Origin of the sequence: Acinetobacter sp. YH12052 (genome assembly GCF_013419835.1) — a bacterium.
GTDB classification, from domain to species: domain Bacteria; phylum Pseudomonadota; class Gammaproteobacteria; order Pseudomonadales; family Moraxellaceae; genus Acinetobacter; species Acinetobacter amyesii.
Map to the genome: position 1 here is coordinate 17700 of NZ_VOZI01000020.1, position 17381 is coordinate 35080.

At 41.2% G+C, this 17381-nt stretch carries 12 protein-coding genes and 5 pseudogenes; 9 read left to right on the top strand and 8 right to left on the bottom strand.

The genetic code is table 11. The features are described 5' to 3' along the window. Nucleotides 1-81: 81 nt before the first annotated feature. Entirely contained in the window at nt 82-1839 is a 1758-nt protein-coding gene (locus FTU06_RS14010) for a ShlB/FhaC/HecB family hemolysin secretion/activation protein (protein ID WP_154320126.1), read from the bottom strand. 305 nt (nt 1840-2144) lie between these two features. On the opposite strand from FTU06_RS14010, the gene FTU06_RS14015 reads away from it, so the two are divergent. Beyond that, nucleotides 2145-2483: a transposase gene (locus FTU06_RS14015; protein ID WP_154320127.1), complete on the top strand. Its 339-nt coding sequence runs from the start codon at nt 2145-2147 to the stop codon at nt 2481-2483. Here the strand turns inward: FTU06_RS14015 and FTU06_RS14020 are convergent. Next, nucleotides 2468-2770 (bottom strand): annotated as a pseudogene (locus FTU06_RS14020) (transposase); the annotation flags it as partial. The gene FTU06_RS14015 and the pseudogene FTU06_RS14020 overlap by 16 nt on opposite strands. 335 nt (nt 2771-3105) lie before the next feature. Between FTU06_RS14020 and FTU06_RS14025 the strand changes: the two are divergent. Together FTU06_RS14025 and FTU06_RS17005 are read left to right on the top strand one after the other, a co-directional pair. After that, complete coding sequence (locus tag FTU06_RS14025) at nt 3106-4338, top strand: ATP-binding protein (protein WP_094069408.1); 1233 nt, start codon at nt 3106-3108, stop codon at nt 4336-4338. 38 nt (nt 4339-4376) lie between these two features. Beyond that, nucleotides 4377-4463, top strand: a pseudogene (locus FTU06_RS17005) (HNH endonuclease); the annotation flags it as partial. Nucleotides 4464-4731: 268 nt separating this feature from the next. Here the strand turns inward: FTU06_RS17005 and FTU06_RS14030 are convergent. Further along, a pseudogene (locus tag FTU06_RS14030) lies at nt 4732-5559 on the bottom strand (TonB-dependent receptor domain-containing protein); the annotation flags it as partial. A 474-nt stretch (nt 5560-6033) separates the two neighbouring features. Here FTU06_RS14030 and FTU06_RS14035 point away from each other — a divergent pair. Then, on the top strand, nt 6034-7587 hold the full coding sequence (locus FTU06_RS14035; protein WP_167846514.1) for an esterase-like activity of phytase family protein: 1554 nt from the start codon (nt 6034-6036) through the stop codon (nt 7585-7587). Between the two features lie 67 nt (nt 7588-7654). After that, on the top strand, nt 7655-8536 hold the full coding sequence (locus FTU06_RS14040) for a hypothetical protein (RefSeq protein WP_094069355.1): 882 nt from the start codon (nt 7655-7657) through the stop codon (nt 8534-8536). A gap of 22 nt (nt 8537-8558) precedes the next feature. Here the strand turns inward: FTU06_RS14040 and FTU06_RS14045 are convergent, their stop codons facing one another. Beyond that, complete coding sequence (locus tag FTU06_RS14045; RefSeq protein ID WP_094069354.1) at nt 8559-8762, bottom strand: hypothetical protein; 204 nt, start codon at nt 8760-8762, stop codon at nt 8559-8561. Between the two features lie 390 nt (nt 8763-9152). On the opposite strand from FTU06_RS14045, the gene FTU06_RS14050 reads away from it, so the two are divergent. The 3 genes from FTU06_RS14050 to FTU06_RS14060 are packed head-to-tail and all read left to right on the top strand — an operon-like array spanning nt 9153 to nt 12292. Further along, nucleotides 9153-9455 carry a type II toxin-antitoxin system HigB family toxin gene (locus FTU06_RS14050; protein ID WP_154320130.1) on the top strand — a complete coding sequence of 101 codons (303 nt, stop codon included), beginning with the start codon at nt 9153-9155 and terminating at the stop codon, nt 9453-9455. A 31-nt stretch (nt 9456-9486) separates the two neighbouring features. Beyond that, nucleotides 9487-9858, top strand: coding sequence for a type II toxin-antitoxin system HigA family antitoxin (locus FTU06_RS14055; protein ID WP_000354814.1), 372 nt, complete (start codon nt 9487-9489; stop codon nt 9856-9858). 25 nt (nt 9859-9883) lie between these two features. Then, on the top strand, nt 9884-12292 hold the full coding sequence (locus FTU06_RS14060; RefSeq protein WP_094069352.1) for a DEAD/DEAH box helicase family protein: 2409 nt from the start codon (nt 9884-9886) through the stop codon (nt 12290-12292). A 44-nt stretch (nt 12293-12336) separates the two neighbouring features. On the opposite strand, the pseudogene FTU06_RS14065 reads toward FTU06_RS14060, so the two are convergent. Further along, a pseudogene (locus FTU06_RS14065) lies at nt 12337-13251 on the bottom strand (type II toxin-antitoxin system HipA family toxin); the annotation flags it as partial. Next, nucleotides 13248-13553: pseudogene (locus FTU06_RS17010) on the bottom strand (transcriptional regulator). The pseudogenes FTU06_RS14065 and FTU06_RS17010, both read right to left, overlap by 4 nt. 237 nt (nt 13554-13790) lie before the next feature. On the opposite strand from FTU06_RS17010, the gene FTU06_RS14075 reads away from it, so the two are divergent. Continuing rightward, entirely contained in the window at nt 13791-15104 is a 1314-nt protein-coding gene (locus FTU06_RS14075) for an ATP-binding protein (protein ID WP_070153175.1), read from the top strand. A gap of 143 nt (nt 15105-15247) precedes the next feature. Here FTU06_RS14075 and FTU06_RS14080 read toward each other — a convergent pair whose 3' ends face one another. Next, nucleotides 15248-16366, bottom strand: a complete 1119-nt coding sequence (locus tag FTU06_RS14080) for a hypothetical protein (protein WP_154320131.1) — start codon at nt 16364-16366, stop codon at nt 15248-15250. Between the two features lie 10 nt (nt 16367-16376). After that, entirely contained in the window at nt 16377-17381 is a 1005-nt protein-coding gene (locus FTU06_RS14085; RefSeq protein ID WP_070153169.1) for a YecA family protein, read from the bottom strand.

Genomic DNA, 17381 nt, shown 5'->3' on the forward strand with positions numbered 1-17381 from the left:
AATTACCAATGTGTCTTTATTTGGGAGATTTTTTCGCTTTAATACTACGAGCTCATTTTTTAGTTTGTACTTTTCTTTAGATCAGAATGAATAACTGGCACTAAAACCATAATTCAAATCATAATTTTGGAAATATTCAGGCTTCTTGATTGGTTTACCGATAAATATATCGTAGTAAAAAGTGCCACCCACCTTAAATTGACCACGTAGCCCCATCGCACCACCCACAAGGGTTTTACCTAAAAGCCATTGGGCAGATTGACCATCAACATGCCCAGCATCCAAGGCCATATAGAATTGATGTGCGGGAAAAATAGACATGGCTAAATCATTGCGCCAGTAGAAGCCACGGTCTGCTGCTAGGGTTAGGTCACCATCAAAACCGCGTACTGTATACCTTCCACCAATGGAAAGCCGGTCTTGGATGGTCAGCGGGGTGTCATTGTATTGCGCTCTAAAGGCACTTGAGTAGCTATATTGCTGGTTCTCAAATTGGAACGGAACATTCAGATTGGCATCTAGCGTCCAGATCTTCATCCGTGATGTACCTTCGTTCAGCGCTTCCTCAACTGCTGGTAATGAATCGAATGCACCTGTGCCTCGCTTATACCCTAGACTCAAATCCAGCACTGCAAATTGAATATATTCACGATGATCAAGGTTTAACTGCCAACCCGCAACATCTCTGCGCTGTATGGTCAGTTCGGCATCATCAATATAGCTTTTAGATTCTCGATGCCAGCCTTTCAAGGTCGCTGAGGTTTTACGCTTGGCATCCCGATAAAGCAATCGGGTCAAGCCTAAGTCTTGAGTCTGACTTTCTCCATTATAGTTATAGACATTATTGGTGCCTGCAACAGCTTGGTCATAATTGTATCGACTCGCATTGGCGCTGATCAGCCAGTTTTTATAAGGGACTGAATAATGAAGGGCATAGTTATGGGTTCCGCTCTTCACAGTGGTTCCATTTTGATCCGTAATCTCTTGCTGATCTGCTAAGTTACGGCCCATGGTGACGTAAAATAAGTCACTTCTAAATAAAGGGTTATCGACTGAAACGGTGATGTTACCTTGGTATTTACCGGTTTGACGACTACCGGCATCATCAGCACTTAAGGTCACGCGAATTGGAATTTTTCGCTGTTTCCATTTGACGATAACATCACTTTGATTGGGCGCATCTGCAGGAATAATTTGAATATCAGCTTCCGCTGTAGGCAGTCTTTTTAAGTTTTCTAAGCCTTGCTCTAAGTCACGTAAATTGAGAATATCGCCACTCTTCATTGGAAAGATATTTTTGGCATATTGAATTCGGCCTGCTCGGGTATTTTCCTCATCACTTAAATCGAGTTTGATTTCTCGAACTAATCCCGGAATGACGGTGAGTTTTAATACGCCTGTACTTAAGTTTTGAGGTGCAGCCAATATTCGTGTCGTAGTAAAGCCTCGGCCAATGATGATGTTCTGCGTTTGCGTCATCAACAGATTAATTCGCTGCTCACCCATGCATAAACCTGGAGTAAAACTTAAATCTTTTAACGCTTGTTGCACATATTGATCAAAATGCTTACTCATTTCGCCATCAAGTTCAACTGTCTTGATTTCAAAACAATTCTGATCTTCAAGGTCGGTAAGTTGTACAGCTTCTTTTTTTTGGATGACATCTAAATTAACATCACGTTCTGGTTGTATAATTTTTTCTAGTTCTGCTTGGCGCTGCTGGTTTCGAATCAAACCATCTATCGCTGGATCAAATGTTTCTGCAAATGCAAAAGGAGTAACAACAAAACCACCCAAAGTAAGCAAAATACTTTTTAATACTATATTTTTTTTGAACATAAATTTATTGCATGTTAAATTTTGCGCAGAAATTAACAAATAATGACCAAATATTCAATGGTATTTTATTTTTCAATTTCTCCCATTAGATTGTACCCCTCAATAGACACTTAACTTTCATTCTGCAGGACACCTTCACTTGCCACATGTGTCGTTGATAGCCAATCTGACCATTGTTCTTGATATAACTGTACCATATGAGCACTTGGCTGTTTTTTCGTAAGCGTCCGCTGAACACACCTTATGAATTCATCCTATAAGCCTTAATTTAGTCCCCACTTAAAAACAAGTGGGGACTTAAATTTATGACGACAAATAATCAGACATCCATCGCATCTCTAGCGAAAAAACGAAGAACATACAGTGCTGAATTTAAACAGCAGATCGTTCAGGCTTGTAAAGCACCTGACGTTTCAATTGCTTCGGTCGCTTTGCAACATGGATTGAATGCAAATCTTGTATCCAAATGGATTCGCTTATTTGATGGTAAACCAAAGAATGATCGCTCACCACCACCGAATAAACCTGCATTTATTGCCTTATCCTGCTCTGCACCATTAGATCCTATTTCTACTAATATGTTAACGGTTCAAATTGCTTTACCTCACTCAAAAGCAGAAATTGGCTTTGTGATACGGGTCTGATTTTTCTTGATAAGCTGTGGCTCAAATTTACCCTCACGATCTCTAGGGGTATCTAGTTCAAACTCACCATCATCAGTCAGTAGACGCTTCGTTGTGTAACCATTGCGAGCATTTTTACCTGTTCGTGGACTATTCTTTTCGTAACCTAAATGGTCGGTGAGTTCCGCATTAAGGGCAGTTTCAACAGTCAATTTCTTTAAAGCCCGACTAAAATTATTGAGATCGAGTTCGGTTTTTAGGTTCTTGGCTAACTCTTTAGCGAGTGCCAACATTGCTTCATCTTTCATGGTAAACACCTTTTGTTTGACCCCAACAACGTTGGGGGAGTTTAAGCGTTTACATAGTTTTATTTACAGTCTCAACAAATCCGAAAACAAGGCATCACCATTGCTCATCTAAGGAGTAGACCCAGATACGATATTAGGCATATTTAGGTTTTTTGTCGTGTACAGAGTCAAAAAAGATAGAATCTGGATTTTTATTACATTTACTATCCGTATACTTCAACAGCAGCTTTGAATGTTTCACTTAACCTTAAACTTTTTTTAAAATTAAATATATTTACATATACGTTCTAAAATTTGATATAATTTATTAAAACTTTAGATTCCAAGTGTAAATAATGAGAAGCGCTAATATTCGACGTGATGGCTACTTAAAATTTCTGAATACATGGCAAGACCGTGATGTCATTAAAGTACTTTCAGGTGTGCGTCGCTCTGGAAAATCCACCTTATTGGCAATGTTTCAACAAATCCTAAAAGCACAGGGTGTACAAGCCGAAAACATCATTGCCATCAACTTCGAATTTATGGAATTTGAAGAACTCACCGATTACCGTAAACTACATGATTATGTATTGTCCAAAGTTGATAAAAGTAAAAAAAACTATGTTTTCTTAGATGAAATACAACATGTTACAAATTTTGAGAAAGTAGTCGACTCTTTATATGTTCGGGATTATATCGATTTATATATTACAGGCTCAAATGCATTCTTTCTAAGTGGAGAACTTGCGACTTTACTTACAGGACGCTATATCGAGCAACATGTTCTACCTCTGTCATTCCAAGAATTTAAACAGTGGCATATTGAAAATAATCCGATCATCCAACAATTATCAAATCGTGATTTGTATGCCATGTATACGCGCAGTAGTTTCCCTTATACGCTTGCCATGACTAGCCAGCAGGAAACTTATGATTACTTGCAAGCAGTCTATGCCAGTGTAATGTTTAAAGATGTTATTCCCCGTTTGAATACTGCCGATATTAACTCTCTCGAGCGTGTCGCAAGATATTTGGCAAGCGTGACAGGCTCACCTATTTCCATCAATAAAATTAAAAATACCTTTGTTTCAAGTGGGGTTAAAATTTCATTTGAAACAGTAAAACGCTATATTCAGGGCTTACAGGACAGTTTGTTATTTTATAGTGCCGCACAATTTAAAGTACGCGGGCGTGAGTTATTACAATCCTCTGAAAAATACTATTTAGTTGATGTCGGATTGCGCCGGATTATGTTGCCTGATGCTAATGCTGATCAAGGTCATATCTTAGAAAATGTGATTTATCTTGAGCTTGTCAGACGAGGTTATACGGTCTATGTAGGGCGGGTTGATGAATATGAAATTGATTTTGTTGCTGTCGATACTTTACAGAATTTAACTTATTATCAGGTGGCATTAGAAACGCTCAATGAGGAGACACTCAGCCGAGAGTTACGTCCATTACAGAAAATTTCTGATTCGTATCCCAAGTATTTGCTTACCTTAGACACGATAGGGACTGAAGCGAATTATAATGGTATTGTAAAAATGAGTGCTCTCGATTGGTTGCTATCTGAAAATAAGTAAAGTTGAGGGTAGACATGGATACACTTATTTATTAATTAAAACTCAAAGACTTTTCAGCATTAACCAAGAGTGTGATCAAGCATAATTTCTGCTCCATTTGTGATGGATTGATTTACCTCGACTCGATTTCTATCTGATTAAGATGTATGGTCCGCTTGCATCATGTGAGGACAGGAAAAGGCGAAACGGCTACTTTTTGCATGTGATTAGATAGTTACGGCTGTTATAATCCGTTACTTAACGGGGGATTAATATGTTTAAAAATTTATTACTGAGTTTATTTGTGGCTGTTCCACGGCTTTGTTGCATAAAGATTTTGTAAGCTTCTGATTTAAATAGGTTTGTATGAATTTCAACCTAAAAATTAATGAACAAAATCAGTTGGTTATGTATTTATGCAACAAAGCCTATGTTAGAATATTTTTTTATCGATAGTCCAACATTAAAATTTCGTCTATCTGCGGGCTCAAAGAAACGATTATTACTATCATTGACAATCACGGAACCCACATAGTTTCGATCTAATAAATTATCTAGTCGTGCATAAGTATTTACTTTCCAGTCTTTATTGACCCACAAATAGCCAACATTTGCCGCAACGACCGTATAACTTGGTGCAGTATCAGAGTTGATATCATCGACATAAATCTTGTCCATATAACGTGCTTCTAAGCCTGCCTGAAATCCCTGCTCAGGTTGCCATGCCAAGCCTACAAAAGCTTGATTCTTGGCAATACCTGGAATATATGTTCCTTTTTGTATCAGCGGTTTGGTTGTGGTCGCTGGAATATCAGCATCAAAAGTCGCATCTAAATAACTATAACTGGTTCGAATATTGAGTGCTTGCCAGAGCTGTTTTTGCCACGATAACTCTAAGCCTTCACGTAAGGTTTTTTCTGCATTACGAAATGTGCTTCGCCCGCCATTGGCATCGTCAGGCACAATGTCATTTTTAGTTTCAGTATGAAATACAGCAAAAGTAAATAACCCTAAGGTATTCTGCGATTTTAAGCCAAGTTCTACGGTATCACTGGTCGCAGGTTTTAAATTAAAGTTAATGCCTGAAGTCCCTACTGTAAGATAGGCCATCTCGGTAAAGGTTGGTGTTTCGAAGCCTTTGCCATAGCTAGCATAAGTATAAAGCTCAGGTAATATATCCCAGCCTAAAGCGACAGTTGGAAGTAACTTTTGATAATCTGTTGAACCACTGTCATCACCATTGCCTGTGGTTTAGTCATGGTGCTGAAGCTATTTCTGATGTCTTAATTCTATTACCTGCAACACAGTACATTTAAGTTGATGATGCTACTAGCAATGTTTTAACTATTGGAAAATATTACAGTAATTTAAATTATTTGGGGGAATTTTCAATAAACATAAATTTCGACACGTCACATTGTGTCGTTAGTAAGTAGGATGATTCAATCACTTCAAACTTAGCATTGGTATAACCCTGCCCTATGAGACAGCTTCATAATAAGGCTGCTTATATCTAGAATACTGTGGCAGTTTAAAGTTTTATTTTAATTTTACCTCAAACCACATTTGATAAATAATGAAGAAAACCTAGATATAACCCCCACAAACTACTGATATTTTTAATTTGCTAAAATTTTACATTGATCATATTTCATTCATGTAATTGTCATTTTTGCTTCTTATGATGAAGCTTTTTAAACATGATGCTTCAAAAAAATGAAAAAAAAACCACTAACCTTAGCTTTATTAGCTTCGACAATTTTATTAACCGCATGTACTGATGATGGGGACAATGGTCAAAATGGATTGAATAGTTTGATTCAACAGACGCCTTTAGTACTTGGAAATGATGATTGCTGGAGTGCTGGAACACGTATTGAAAGTGGTTTGGATAAAAATCAAAATGGTGAGTTGGATGCGAATGAAATCCAGCAAAGCTCCATCCAGTGTGGTCCAAACTTATTTGCCCAAGGGGTTGCATTGCCTTACCAAAACTTAACAAGCTTTAAGGCGAATGGAACAACTATTGCGAGTGCATTTACACTTCGACAGGGTGGCTTTGGCTCTGATGTTGCTGCCCATCCTACGAACAATAAACAATTTTACGCAATCACAGATCGTGGCCCAAATGCTGACTATAATGATGGCGTGAATGGTGCTGGTAAGATTTTTCCAATGCCAGACTATATACCTAAAATTGGGTTGTTTGAGGTACAAGATGATGGCTCAATCAAACTCATCAAAACGATTTTATTAAAAGATCGTGATGGAAATAATATTAGTGGATTACCGAATACTGCTGCACTAGGTGGTACAGGCGAAACACCTTACGATATTCATGGCAAGGTCATCGCTAAAGATCCATCAAAGCCTTATGACCCAATAACGAACCCTATCAAACTTGATGATTACGGTCTCGATTCTGAAGGTTTGGCAGCATTGAATGATGGTACATTCTGGGTGAGTGATGAATATGGTCCTCACATTGTGCACTATGATGCCAATGGAAAAGAAATTGGTCGTATTAATCCTTTTGTAAATGATGTGCGCAATACCTTCACTTTACCGCAAGAATTTAGTTATCGTCGTGCCAACCGTGGTATGGAAGGTTTAACTATTACACCTGACCAAAAAACATTGGTTGGGATTATGCAATCGACAATGGACTTACCGACTAAAGCTGTTAATAAATCAACCTTAACACGTATTGTGACGATCAATCTTGAAACAGGAAAAGTTGCTCAGTATCTCTATCGTCAAGAAATTGATGCTAACTCAAACTCAGCTATTATTGCGATTAATGATCATGAGTTTTTAGTACTGGAACGTGATGGCAAATTCCTTAAAGACGATCCGAATATCATGAAACATGTTTATCGTATTGATCTGAAGGATGCTACCAATTTGGAGGATATCGCAACTCAGGGCGATCTAGTGCAAGATCCTAAACTTGGTTTAACGATTGCAGGTAAAACCCTCGAGCAATATTTCATCAATAACGATAAAAAATGGGAAGCATTACAAGCACTAAATATTCAGCCAGTAAGTAAAACATTGGTATTGGATATGGGTAAACGTGTAAGTTATGCGCATGACAAAATGGAAGGTCTATGGTTGATTAACCGACAAACTCTTGGCATTGTGAATGATGATGACATGGGTCTTTGGACAACCAATGGTTTAGAGCAAAAGTATTTGGATAATGTGGGCATGCGTGTCGATACACCTACCTTATATATTGCCGATAAGTTAAATCTTTTCAACCCATAACAATGAATGAAGCCCAAAAGCTAAAACTTTTGGGCTTTTTAAATTCAACTTTTGTCTAGAGAGAAAAATGAGAATAACTCAATCGGCTTTGATAACTTTCTTGGCAATTACAGTGCTACCATCGCTGAGCTATGCATCTCCCAAAGTCACATCTCGCGAATACAAAGTACTATTAGATCCCATAAATTTTAATTATGGAAATGAAGCAAGCAGCATAAATAGCTATTTTTCAGCGGTGAAAAATGCGATTGAAAATAAAATCAGTCGTGACGTAACTGGTGCTATGATCTTTGATACACAAAGAGAAATCCGCTTTTACGATACTCAAGGAAGCTGTACTTTAAAAAATATGGGATACAGCTTCAGAGAGCGTAATGAAAATGGTACAAAAGAAGTAACTTTAAAGTATCGTGGATATGACCATTATATTGCTGACTTCAAAGATTTGACTAGCAATGTATCAGGCGCAAAAACTAAGCTAGAAGATGACATTACTCGTAAAGATAACTTGAGTTTCCTTGTAGTTGCAAGCAAGTCAACAACCGTACCAACCTCGCGAACCATTAACGATTTTGAGGATATCAATATTCTATTTACTGGCTTCAAAAATGACTATAATTTTAATAATAGTCTAGCCCTGAATCAAGTTGGTGGTCTAACTATCTATGAACGAAAATATAGTGGTGCAACGATTGATTTAGGTGAATTCGATGCAGATTTAGAGTTAAGTTTATGGTATACCCTATTGCCTTACGGTAGTCTAAAACCTGTTTTAGCAGAAATTTCGTTTAAATATTCAGATCCCAATGCGAATTTCACAAGAAAAGTAGTTGATCGTGCTGCTTTAAGCTTCAGTGCTTTAAAAGGTTTAACCCAATATAATGCACCAACTTCGACAGCAACAAAGACTCAGTTTGTGTACCAATATCAATCAAATTTCTGCAATTAGCCTTCATACACATCTAGAAAATTTAACCTGATAGAAACAATAAAAAATGGGTAACTGTCAGATCAGGTTTGAGATACAAGTTATCCTTCTCTGCCCCAATTTCAAGCCCAATATTTAAAGCTTGGGCTGTTCTAAACACATTAATCACACAGCCTAAACCGAGTGAATAAATCGGCTGTCTTAATAGAACAACAACAGCACCTAGAATATGCTCAACTTCAGCCACAGTTTCAGGCTCGTATAGGTATTTTCCGTTCGCTTCTACGTGATTGTCAGTTTAGGACGCAAACTGGGGCTCATCCCGCCTGCACGTCCAACGCACAGCTTGGGGTATGAAGAATCACTCTATTGGTTCAGAGTATTGGCCTTCTTCGATGGCAAACGCAGCCGCATGTCGAAAAGGCCCATCAGGCGAAAATAGCAAGCCCCCCATTTGATCACTTACCGTGGCAGTTGGGACAATGGGGCAACACTTGATATGCCGAGCTTAAGAGGGTGAATAAGAGGGATGTGAACCGCCCCAAGGAATGGGGCAATTGGGGATGCGGTAACAACTCCTAACCGCATCAAGAATACCAAACTTGCAAAAGTCCCAAATTGGGACTAATATCTATTTATGAGAATTATCGCACTATCAACCTTAAAAACATTTTGGGAAGACAGCTCAGAATACATTGACGCTAAAGAGCCAACGTTAGCTTGGTATAGGCATGCATTAAACGCTGATTGGGGAGCACCAGCGGATGTGAAACAGGACTTTAGAAATGCCAGCATCCTCAAAGATGGGCGTGTCGTGTTTAACATTGCCGGTAATAAATACCGGTTAGTTGCTTGGATCAATTATGCGTACAAAGTGGTTTACATACGGTTTATCGGCAGCCATGCGCAATACGATAAAATTGATGTACAAACGATTTGAAGCCAAAAGGTAGTAACAAGAGGTAAATATAATGGACATCAGACCTATTAAAACAGATGCCGACTACCGCGCGGCATTAAACGACATCGAAAACCTAATGATGGCGGAGCCTGATACCGTCGAAGGCGAAAAGCTGGACATTTTGGTTACGTTAGTCGAGGCCTACGAAGCAAAGCATTTTCCAATGGATTTGCCAGACCCTGTTGAGGCAATAAAGTTTGAGATGGAGCGCAAAGGCTTAACCGTTAAAGATCTTGAACCCATGATAGGTAAAAGCAATCGTGTTTATGAAATCCTAAACCATAAGCGATCACTCACGCTAAAAATGATTTGGAAACTTCATGAAGGGTTAGGTATTCCAGCAGAGTCGCTGATCAAGCCACCGCAAGTTCGCGCTTTATAGTGCTGCGAATCAAAATTAGTTTGTTATGAATGACGCTCGCTACCCAAACATTTCTGCTATTGATAACAGGCTAGCTGAGCTTGAAAATGAAAAGCAGCAGCTTCTCGCATTAAGAGAGGCTTTGCGTAGCGCTCAAATCGAGCGTTCAGTACAGACATTCACGCCAGAACAAAAGGTCGCCTTATTCAGACAACGATTTCGTGGAAGAGAGGATATCTTTGCCAATCGTTGGCAAAATCAACAGGGGCGCAGTGGCTATTCCGTAGCCTGTGATAATGAGTGGGTAAGCGGGCTATGCAACAAACCCCGCATTAAATGCCAAGACTGTTCACACCGAAAGTTTAGCGAATTAAACGAGCACATTATTTACAGGCACCTTGCCGGTCATCAAGTGGTTGGTCTGTATCCACTACTTAAAGATAATTCGTGCTATTTGTTGGCAGCCGATTTTGACAAAGGCTGTTGGCAAGAAGAAGTCAAAGCAATGTCTAAAGTGTGCCAAGCGTTTGATATTCCGCACGCGATAGAAATCTCGCGTTCTGGCAACGGGGCTCACTTATGGATATTTTTTGAAACCAATATCCCAGCGAACCATGCTCGGGCACTGGGTTTCGCTTTGCTTGATAAAGCCATGGAAATATTTCCAAATCTATCGTTTGACTCCTATGACAGGCTCTTTCCTAACCAAGATGTACTTCCTGAAGGCGGGTTTGGCAATCTCATTGCGTTACCACTTCAAAAGGAGGCTCGCCTTTCAGGTCGTAGTTGCTTTGTTGACAGTGACCTGAATGCCATCGATGATCAATGGCGGTACCTTGCTGAGCTTAAAACGCTCACTCAGTCGAGTATTGACCAACTCATAACAACTATTTCACCCAACACCCTATTACTGTCCGAGCAAGGGCTAACAGACAACCGCCCTCCTTGGGAAATCACAGCCAAAGCCGCACCAATAAAATTAGAGTCTTTGCCGAAAAACGTGACCATTACCTTGGCCAACCATATCTACTTTTTGATGAGCGAGTTACCTGGGCCATTACTGGCCGGACTAAAGCGATTAGCTAGTTTTTCTAATCCTGTGTTTTTTAAAACACAAGCGTTGCGCTTTTCAACCCATGGCATTCCGAGGTTTATTTCCTGTGCTCGTATTGAAAACGGTTATCTAGCACTACCGCGAGGCTGCCTCGATGATGCGATTGCTTTGCTACAAGAGCAAAACATTTCGCCACTATTTGACGATAAGCGTGAAATTGGTAAACCATTATTAAAGCTTACCCCTGAGTTCACTTTGCGAAAGAACCAGCGTGACGCAGTGGCCGCAATATCTAAACATGACTTCGGTATTTTGCATGCGCCAACTGCATTTGGAAAAACGGTTACTGCCATTGCTATGATCGTAAAACGCAAAGTAAATACCCTCATACTGGTTCATAGCCGACAACTGCTCGAACAATGGCAAGAGCGCTTACGCACGTTCCTACCCGAAGTAACCATTGGCAGTATAGGCGGAGGTAAAAGAAAGCCGAGTGGCATTATCGACATAGCCACCTACCAAAGTTTGGTTAATAAAAAAGACAATTCCATCACTCCTCTCATTCAAGACTACGGCCATATTATTGTTGACGAATGCCACCACCTATCTGCACCAAGGTTTGAAATGGTACTCAACGAGGTAAGAGCAAAATATGTATTGGGCCTTACAGCAACACCAGAGCGACAAGATGGTCATCAAAAGATCATTTTTATGGCGGCAGGGCCTATTCGCTACAAAGTGAAACAAAGCCCTGATGAGCAATTTACTCAAACCGTGATGATTCATCAGCTCTACGATGTACCAGCAGCAGAGCTTATAAAAACAGATGAGCGCCCCAAAATAAGCGATGCCTACCGCTGGCTCGTCAATAATGAGCAGCGCACTTCAAAAATCGTCTCAGACGCCTACGAGTGTGTTCAAAATGGCGGACACCCGTTAGTCCTTACAGAGCGTAGAGAGCACGCAGAATCCATACACTCACGACTTACCGAAATGGGTATAAGCACTGTCGTACTTAAAGGCGCCATGAAAGCTGCGGAACGCAAGAACGCTGACAATCATCTGCAATCGGCTCAAGTCGTCGTCGCAACAGGAAAATATGTAGGCGAAGGGTTTGACCTACCAAGACTGGATACGTTGTTTTTGGCCATGCCCATCTCATGGAAAGGAACATTGGCTCAATATGCCGGTCGTATTCATCGTGAATCGGAAGGCAAAACACAAGTCACTATTCACGACTATGTGGACTGCACTCTCCCTATGCTGCAACGCATGTTTAAAAAACGCGAGAAAAGCTACAAGGCTATGAGGTACGCCCTTGAGTACATTGATGACAACAGTAACAAGCAACCTTCATTGAAATTAGAAAACATCCCTTCACCAAATACCAAGCCAAAATAAACAGCAGCACTTCATTAAACACTTCCCCATGCCTTTACCCCCATACGCCAAAACTGAGCTAAATCAGCTGTGGTTTGTGCTCCACAATTGGAAATAAATTCAGCAATCTCTAAGTAGCTGGCACCTTGAGATTGTTCACCATCATAGTATTGAAGCTGTGTCATGGCCGACGAAAAATGCAGCCGCTTGTCACCGTCGCGGTCAAACCGTTTTGTTAAGAAGGTATGGTGCTGTGACGAAAATTGCCTCATCTCACTTGGAAACATGTCAACACCTGCCGCTAACGCCAATTCATAACAGACCATCTCCCACGCGCCCACATCATGGGTATCGTTTAAATTGGGAAACTTAGCAATCCACAAGTGGTCTTGTTCATCTGTGACACAAGCTTTGGGCCTTGCACCACCTAATGATGAGCCTGGAGAAATCAGCATTTTCAACCAGCGGTAATACTCGTCACTGTCGATGTTATCGTCTTTTTCAATCTGCATTGCTGCATGCTCTAGCTCTCGCAAAGAAGCCATTGGCGGCGCAGCAAATTCAGAATTGTCGTCCAAAAAAGCATTCGAGCCTGTTCGCTTAAATCGAATACCACCCATCCGGTAAGAGTCATTTACGCCCAGCAGGTAATCCAATTCGTTTAATCGACTTGTTGCTCGAATGCCTTTGCGCGCCTCAATCGCCGCACGCCGCTGCATTAAAATACGCCCCCATCTATCAGGCGATGAATCAAGAAATGCGCGGAAGCTTTTATCGACTTCATCGTTTTAGAGTACACCGGAGTGGAGGGTCAGGATGGGATCAATTTGCAAGCGATAGGCTGAGGTTAAAAATGCTTTATCGTAGGCAAAACTAAACACGCCACCTCGGCTTGAATCGCTGTAAGAAAGCAGCCCTATTAGCAAAGGTGCTTCAATTGGCTGCCAGTCGGCATAGACTTCAACGATTTCACGGCTCATCTTGAACCTTCCAGCAATTTTATGTTTTGCAGCTTGATACCCACTTCATCATGGGCGGCCATTTCTGCAAAGTTGCTTTCCATGCCAAGAACGGCCATCACCTTTAAGTAAGTGCCTATGGCAACGCCCGGATCACCGGCTAAGACTTAATTCACGGTTTTATGATCAAAACCAGTACGTTCACACAGTAGCTTTTTGGTAAAACCACGTCTTTTCATCGCCAACAGCAAGTCTTCACCAAACTGCGTCAGGATTTTACGCTGCTTTGGAAACAATATATTGTGTAAGTCACGCTTAGCCATATCACCAACCAAAGGGACTATATTCCCACTTTACTCAATATAATTGGATTTATATCCTACTTTTAGGTTTAGCTTGCGCGTTGGCCAAGGCGATGATGTGAATCCCTGAATGCCAAAGGTCATCAAATTACACTTTTATGCGCATAAAAATGTAAAATTCCGCACTTTTCTGCGCGTAAAAGTGTAGGCTGAGTTATACTACAGGCAGTTAACAGTCTTAATTGGCGGGAAATGACAATGCAGCGCAACTTACTAAACGCCCTAATAACATGGAAAAATCAACCGGTGCGCAAGCCATTATTGATCGATGGTGCAAGACAAACAGGTAAAACCTATCTGCTACAAGAGTTATTTGGGAATACCTTTGCCAACATCCTTCGTATCGACTTCCTTGAAAACCCTGCCTACAAAGAAGCGTTCGATGGCTCTCTGTCACCTGACGAGCTAGTAATGAATATTGAGTTGTTAACCAACCAAGCGTTCAACCCAGAAACCGATCTGCTGATATTAGATGAAATTGGCGAATGTGAACGTGCCGTTACCTCACTAAAGTACTTTGCTGAAAAAGCACCGTCCTATTTTGTCGCTGCCAGCGGCTCGAATATTGGTTTGCTCAACACCTTCCCTGTGGGCAAGGTAGAACAATACAATTTACGACCACTGACCTTCCAAGAATTTATTTACGCATCCAACGAGCAAGCGCTGATCAAAGCGTTTGATAGTCAAGCAAGCACACCGGCAGTACACACCAAATTGATGGACAAACTCACTGACTACTTTTTTACTGGTGGTATGCCGGAAGCCGTTTCTGCTTGGTATCAGTATAAGGATTCAAGCATTCTAGAGCGTGTTGAAAAAGTCACAAAAATTCATGCCGATTTAGTGGAAGGTTATCGCCGCGATTTTGGTAAGTACGCGGGCAAGGTCGACACCACACTGATTGAATCGGTATTTAATAGCATTCCAGCCCAGCTATCACTTGTCAGCGATGAGTCGGTTAAACGCTTTAAATTTAAGCATGTGCATGAGCGTAAATCTCGTTATAGCGATTTTGAAACCGCGATCCATTGGCTTAACTGCTGCCGCCTAGCTTTGCCAAACTACCCTATTGAAGGATTGCCGAAATCTCCGTTAGCGGCCTATAAAAAAGAAAATATGGTGAAACTGTTTTTGTTTGATGTGGGTCTGCTTAATCATATGCTCGGCAGCAGTTATAAAGAAATTAAGCAACAAAACTATGAATACAAAGGTTATGTGGCTGAAAACTTTGTGCAACAAGAGCTCACTGCCATTGGCGTTGACCCAAGCTATTCATGGAATGACGCCCGTGCCGAAATCGAATTTATTTTGGCGACCGATGAAGGCGATATCGTCCCTGTGGAGGTCAAAAGTGGTAAACGTACAAGAGCAAAATCGTTGGCATCCTACGTTGAAAAATGTACTCCAAGTAAAACCTTTAAGTTAACGGGTACACAAGGCTCATCCGCATTAGAGCAAACCAATATCGTGATGCCTTTGTATTTCACGCAGTATTTACCACAGAGATGGTAAAAGCGCGTTACTTAGACCCCGAGGTCTACACAAAGTGACTTCATAGGTAACAATTTGTAGACCTTTGGTGGGCTTACAACCTTTCAACCAACCCTCAATCGGTTTTTTGCTAACGTCATTTGGCCAGCCTATCGCCTCATCGTTTAAAGCAAATCACTCAAGCGATTTAACAGTGCTTTACGGCTATTATTCGCCACAACAAAGCGCTTAAAACGTTGTTCAAACGCCGCTTCATCAGCTTTGAACTGATAGGCCTCAAACAGCTGATGCAGATAGCGTGATGCCGCATCGTAACCACTGGCGCAAGTTCGATCCGCTTGCTCTTGTGATTGCTGCCAGTAGTGCTCACGTTGATTGTAGATATACGTCAACGCTTTTTCTTTTTCCGCTTTTTCGATAGCTAATTTTTTTGCGAGTGCTGCGGCTTGCTCTTGCTGTAATTGACTTTGCGCTTGCTCAATGAAAGGAGAAATGACGGCGGAAGTTAACCAGTATTGATAGATCTCGTCTGTGTTGACAGGTTCTTTTCGCGTCAGCGCTAAGGCTTGGTGACGGGTTAGCTGGCCTTGCTCAAACAACGTGCGTAATAGCGTGTCTTTCTCTGCTTGCGAGAGATTATGGATCCACGCATCAAGCGTAAGCTGAGTTTGTTTGGCTTGGTGACTGGGTTGTTCGCTCAGCACCATGGCGAGCGCCTTAACCAATGCTAAGGGAATATCATACAGCGCAGCAAACGCCTGCTCCTCTTCCCTGAGGTGCTCAAAATCGAATTGAATTAACGGCACTCGCTCAACGCCATCATTAAAATCAAACGCTTTGAGCCACATTAAGTACACAAGGCGCCAATCCCCTTGCATTAACCCGCCGCGTAAAGCGGCTAAATGCTGGAAAAAGTCGTCAGCATGCTCATCGTCAAAATACTCATCACACTCCTCAAGGGAAAAAATCAGCAACTGCCACTCATCGTTTTCGTGAACATGAAGTCCATCACTTGAAAAGCCAAGTAACGCATCTGGAAGCGTTCCTGCTGGTAGCTTGATGTATACATCGATTGAGCCCCAATCGGCATAGTAAAAACCGATATCAAAGTATTTTAACATCAGCTCAAAAGGCTCGGCCTTTAGATCACTGTAGGTGTAATACACCTGAAAGGCCGTAGCGCTGATCTCGGCACGGCTTGAAATGGCTCTGAGTGCTTGACGTGCTTTAGCATCTAAATACCCATCCAGACGCTCAAATTTATAGTATTGAAATTCGCTCACGGTGACCTTGCTATTTATTTATTGTGAATTGAAAAGTTTGTTTTAACAAAGGCTGTACCTGAATCACTCTGGCGACTTGTTCAGCGTTTATATAACGTCTTGGGTCAATCGTTACAAATCCCCAAAACTGCAAAAATCGCTCAATAAATCGTGATTCGATGAGCATACTTAAGTTTCTTTCTGGCGAGAAGTAATCATCCGTAGGGAATACCAGCAATAGATTAGGGAAAGCTGTCATCACCTCTTTCACAAGCTGCTCCACACTGTTGTGGCTTTGAATACGCCACAGCATAAACAACCAAAAAGTGCGCAAGTCGACATCGTATTCGAAACTGTCCAAATAACCCCAGTTATATTTGCTGATAGCGGCCTCTAACATAGGTTTGAAAAAGGCCTGTATGCCTAGCGCTTGATACTGCTTTTGCGCTGATTTTTTTACATGGTAGCGGCCACTGCGCCGATAAATAATACCGCTAATTTCGGCAAGCACTCGGGTGTAGTGCAAGGCATTAAATTTGTCTTCATTGCTGCCCGAAAACTCGCTGATGCTTATACTACGTTCTAATTGAGCAACGGCAAACTCAGGCAATAACTCACTGGCCTGTTTAACCAACTTAGCCGGTAAGTTGCCTTTACTCGTGGCTTTGAAGGAGCCTTCTTGCGCCATGGCCTCATCAAGAATGAGGGCTAGATAACGCATTATTGGGCTGGCAGAAAGAGAGTCGGGAGTGCAAATTGTCACCCACTTTAATTCATCAAAAGGCGCATAAAGCCAATTGGCCATTTGCGTTGGCGTTACGCCACAAAAATCGGGATGAGGTTGATGATTGCGTTCTTGCACTTTGTGCTGCAAAGCGGCATTGAGTTCATCAAGACTCAAATTTGGGTTCATTGCCAGCATGGTTTCAACATCATCGAAGACTTGGGCATGTTGCTTGGAAACGCTGCTCATACAACAACGTTTAAATTTTTTACCACTGCCACAATGGCAAGGATCGTTTCGGCCGAGCTTCAT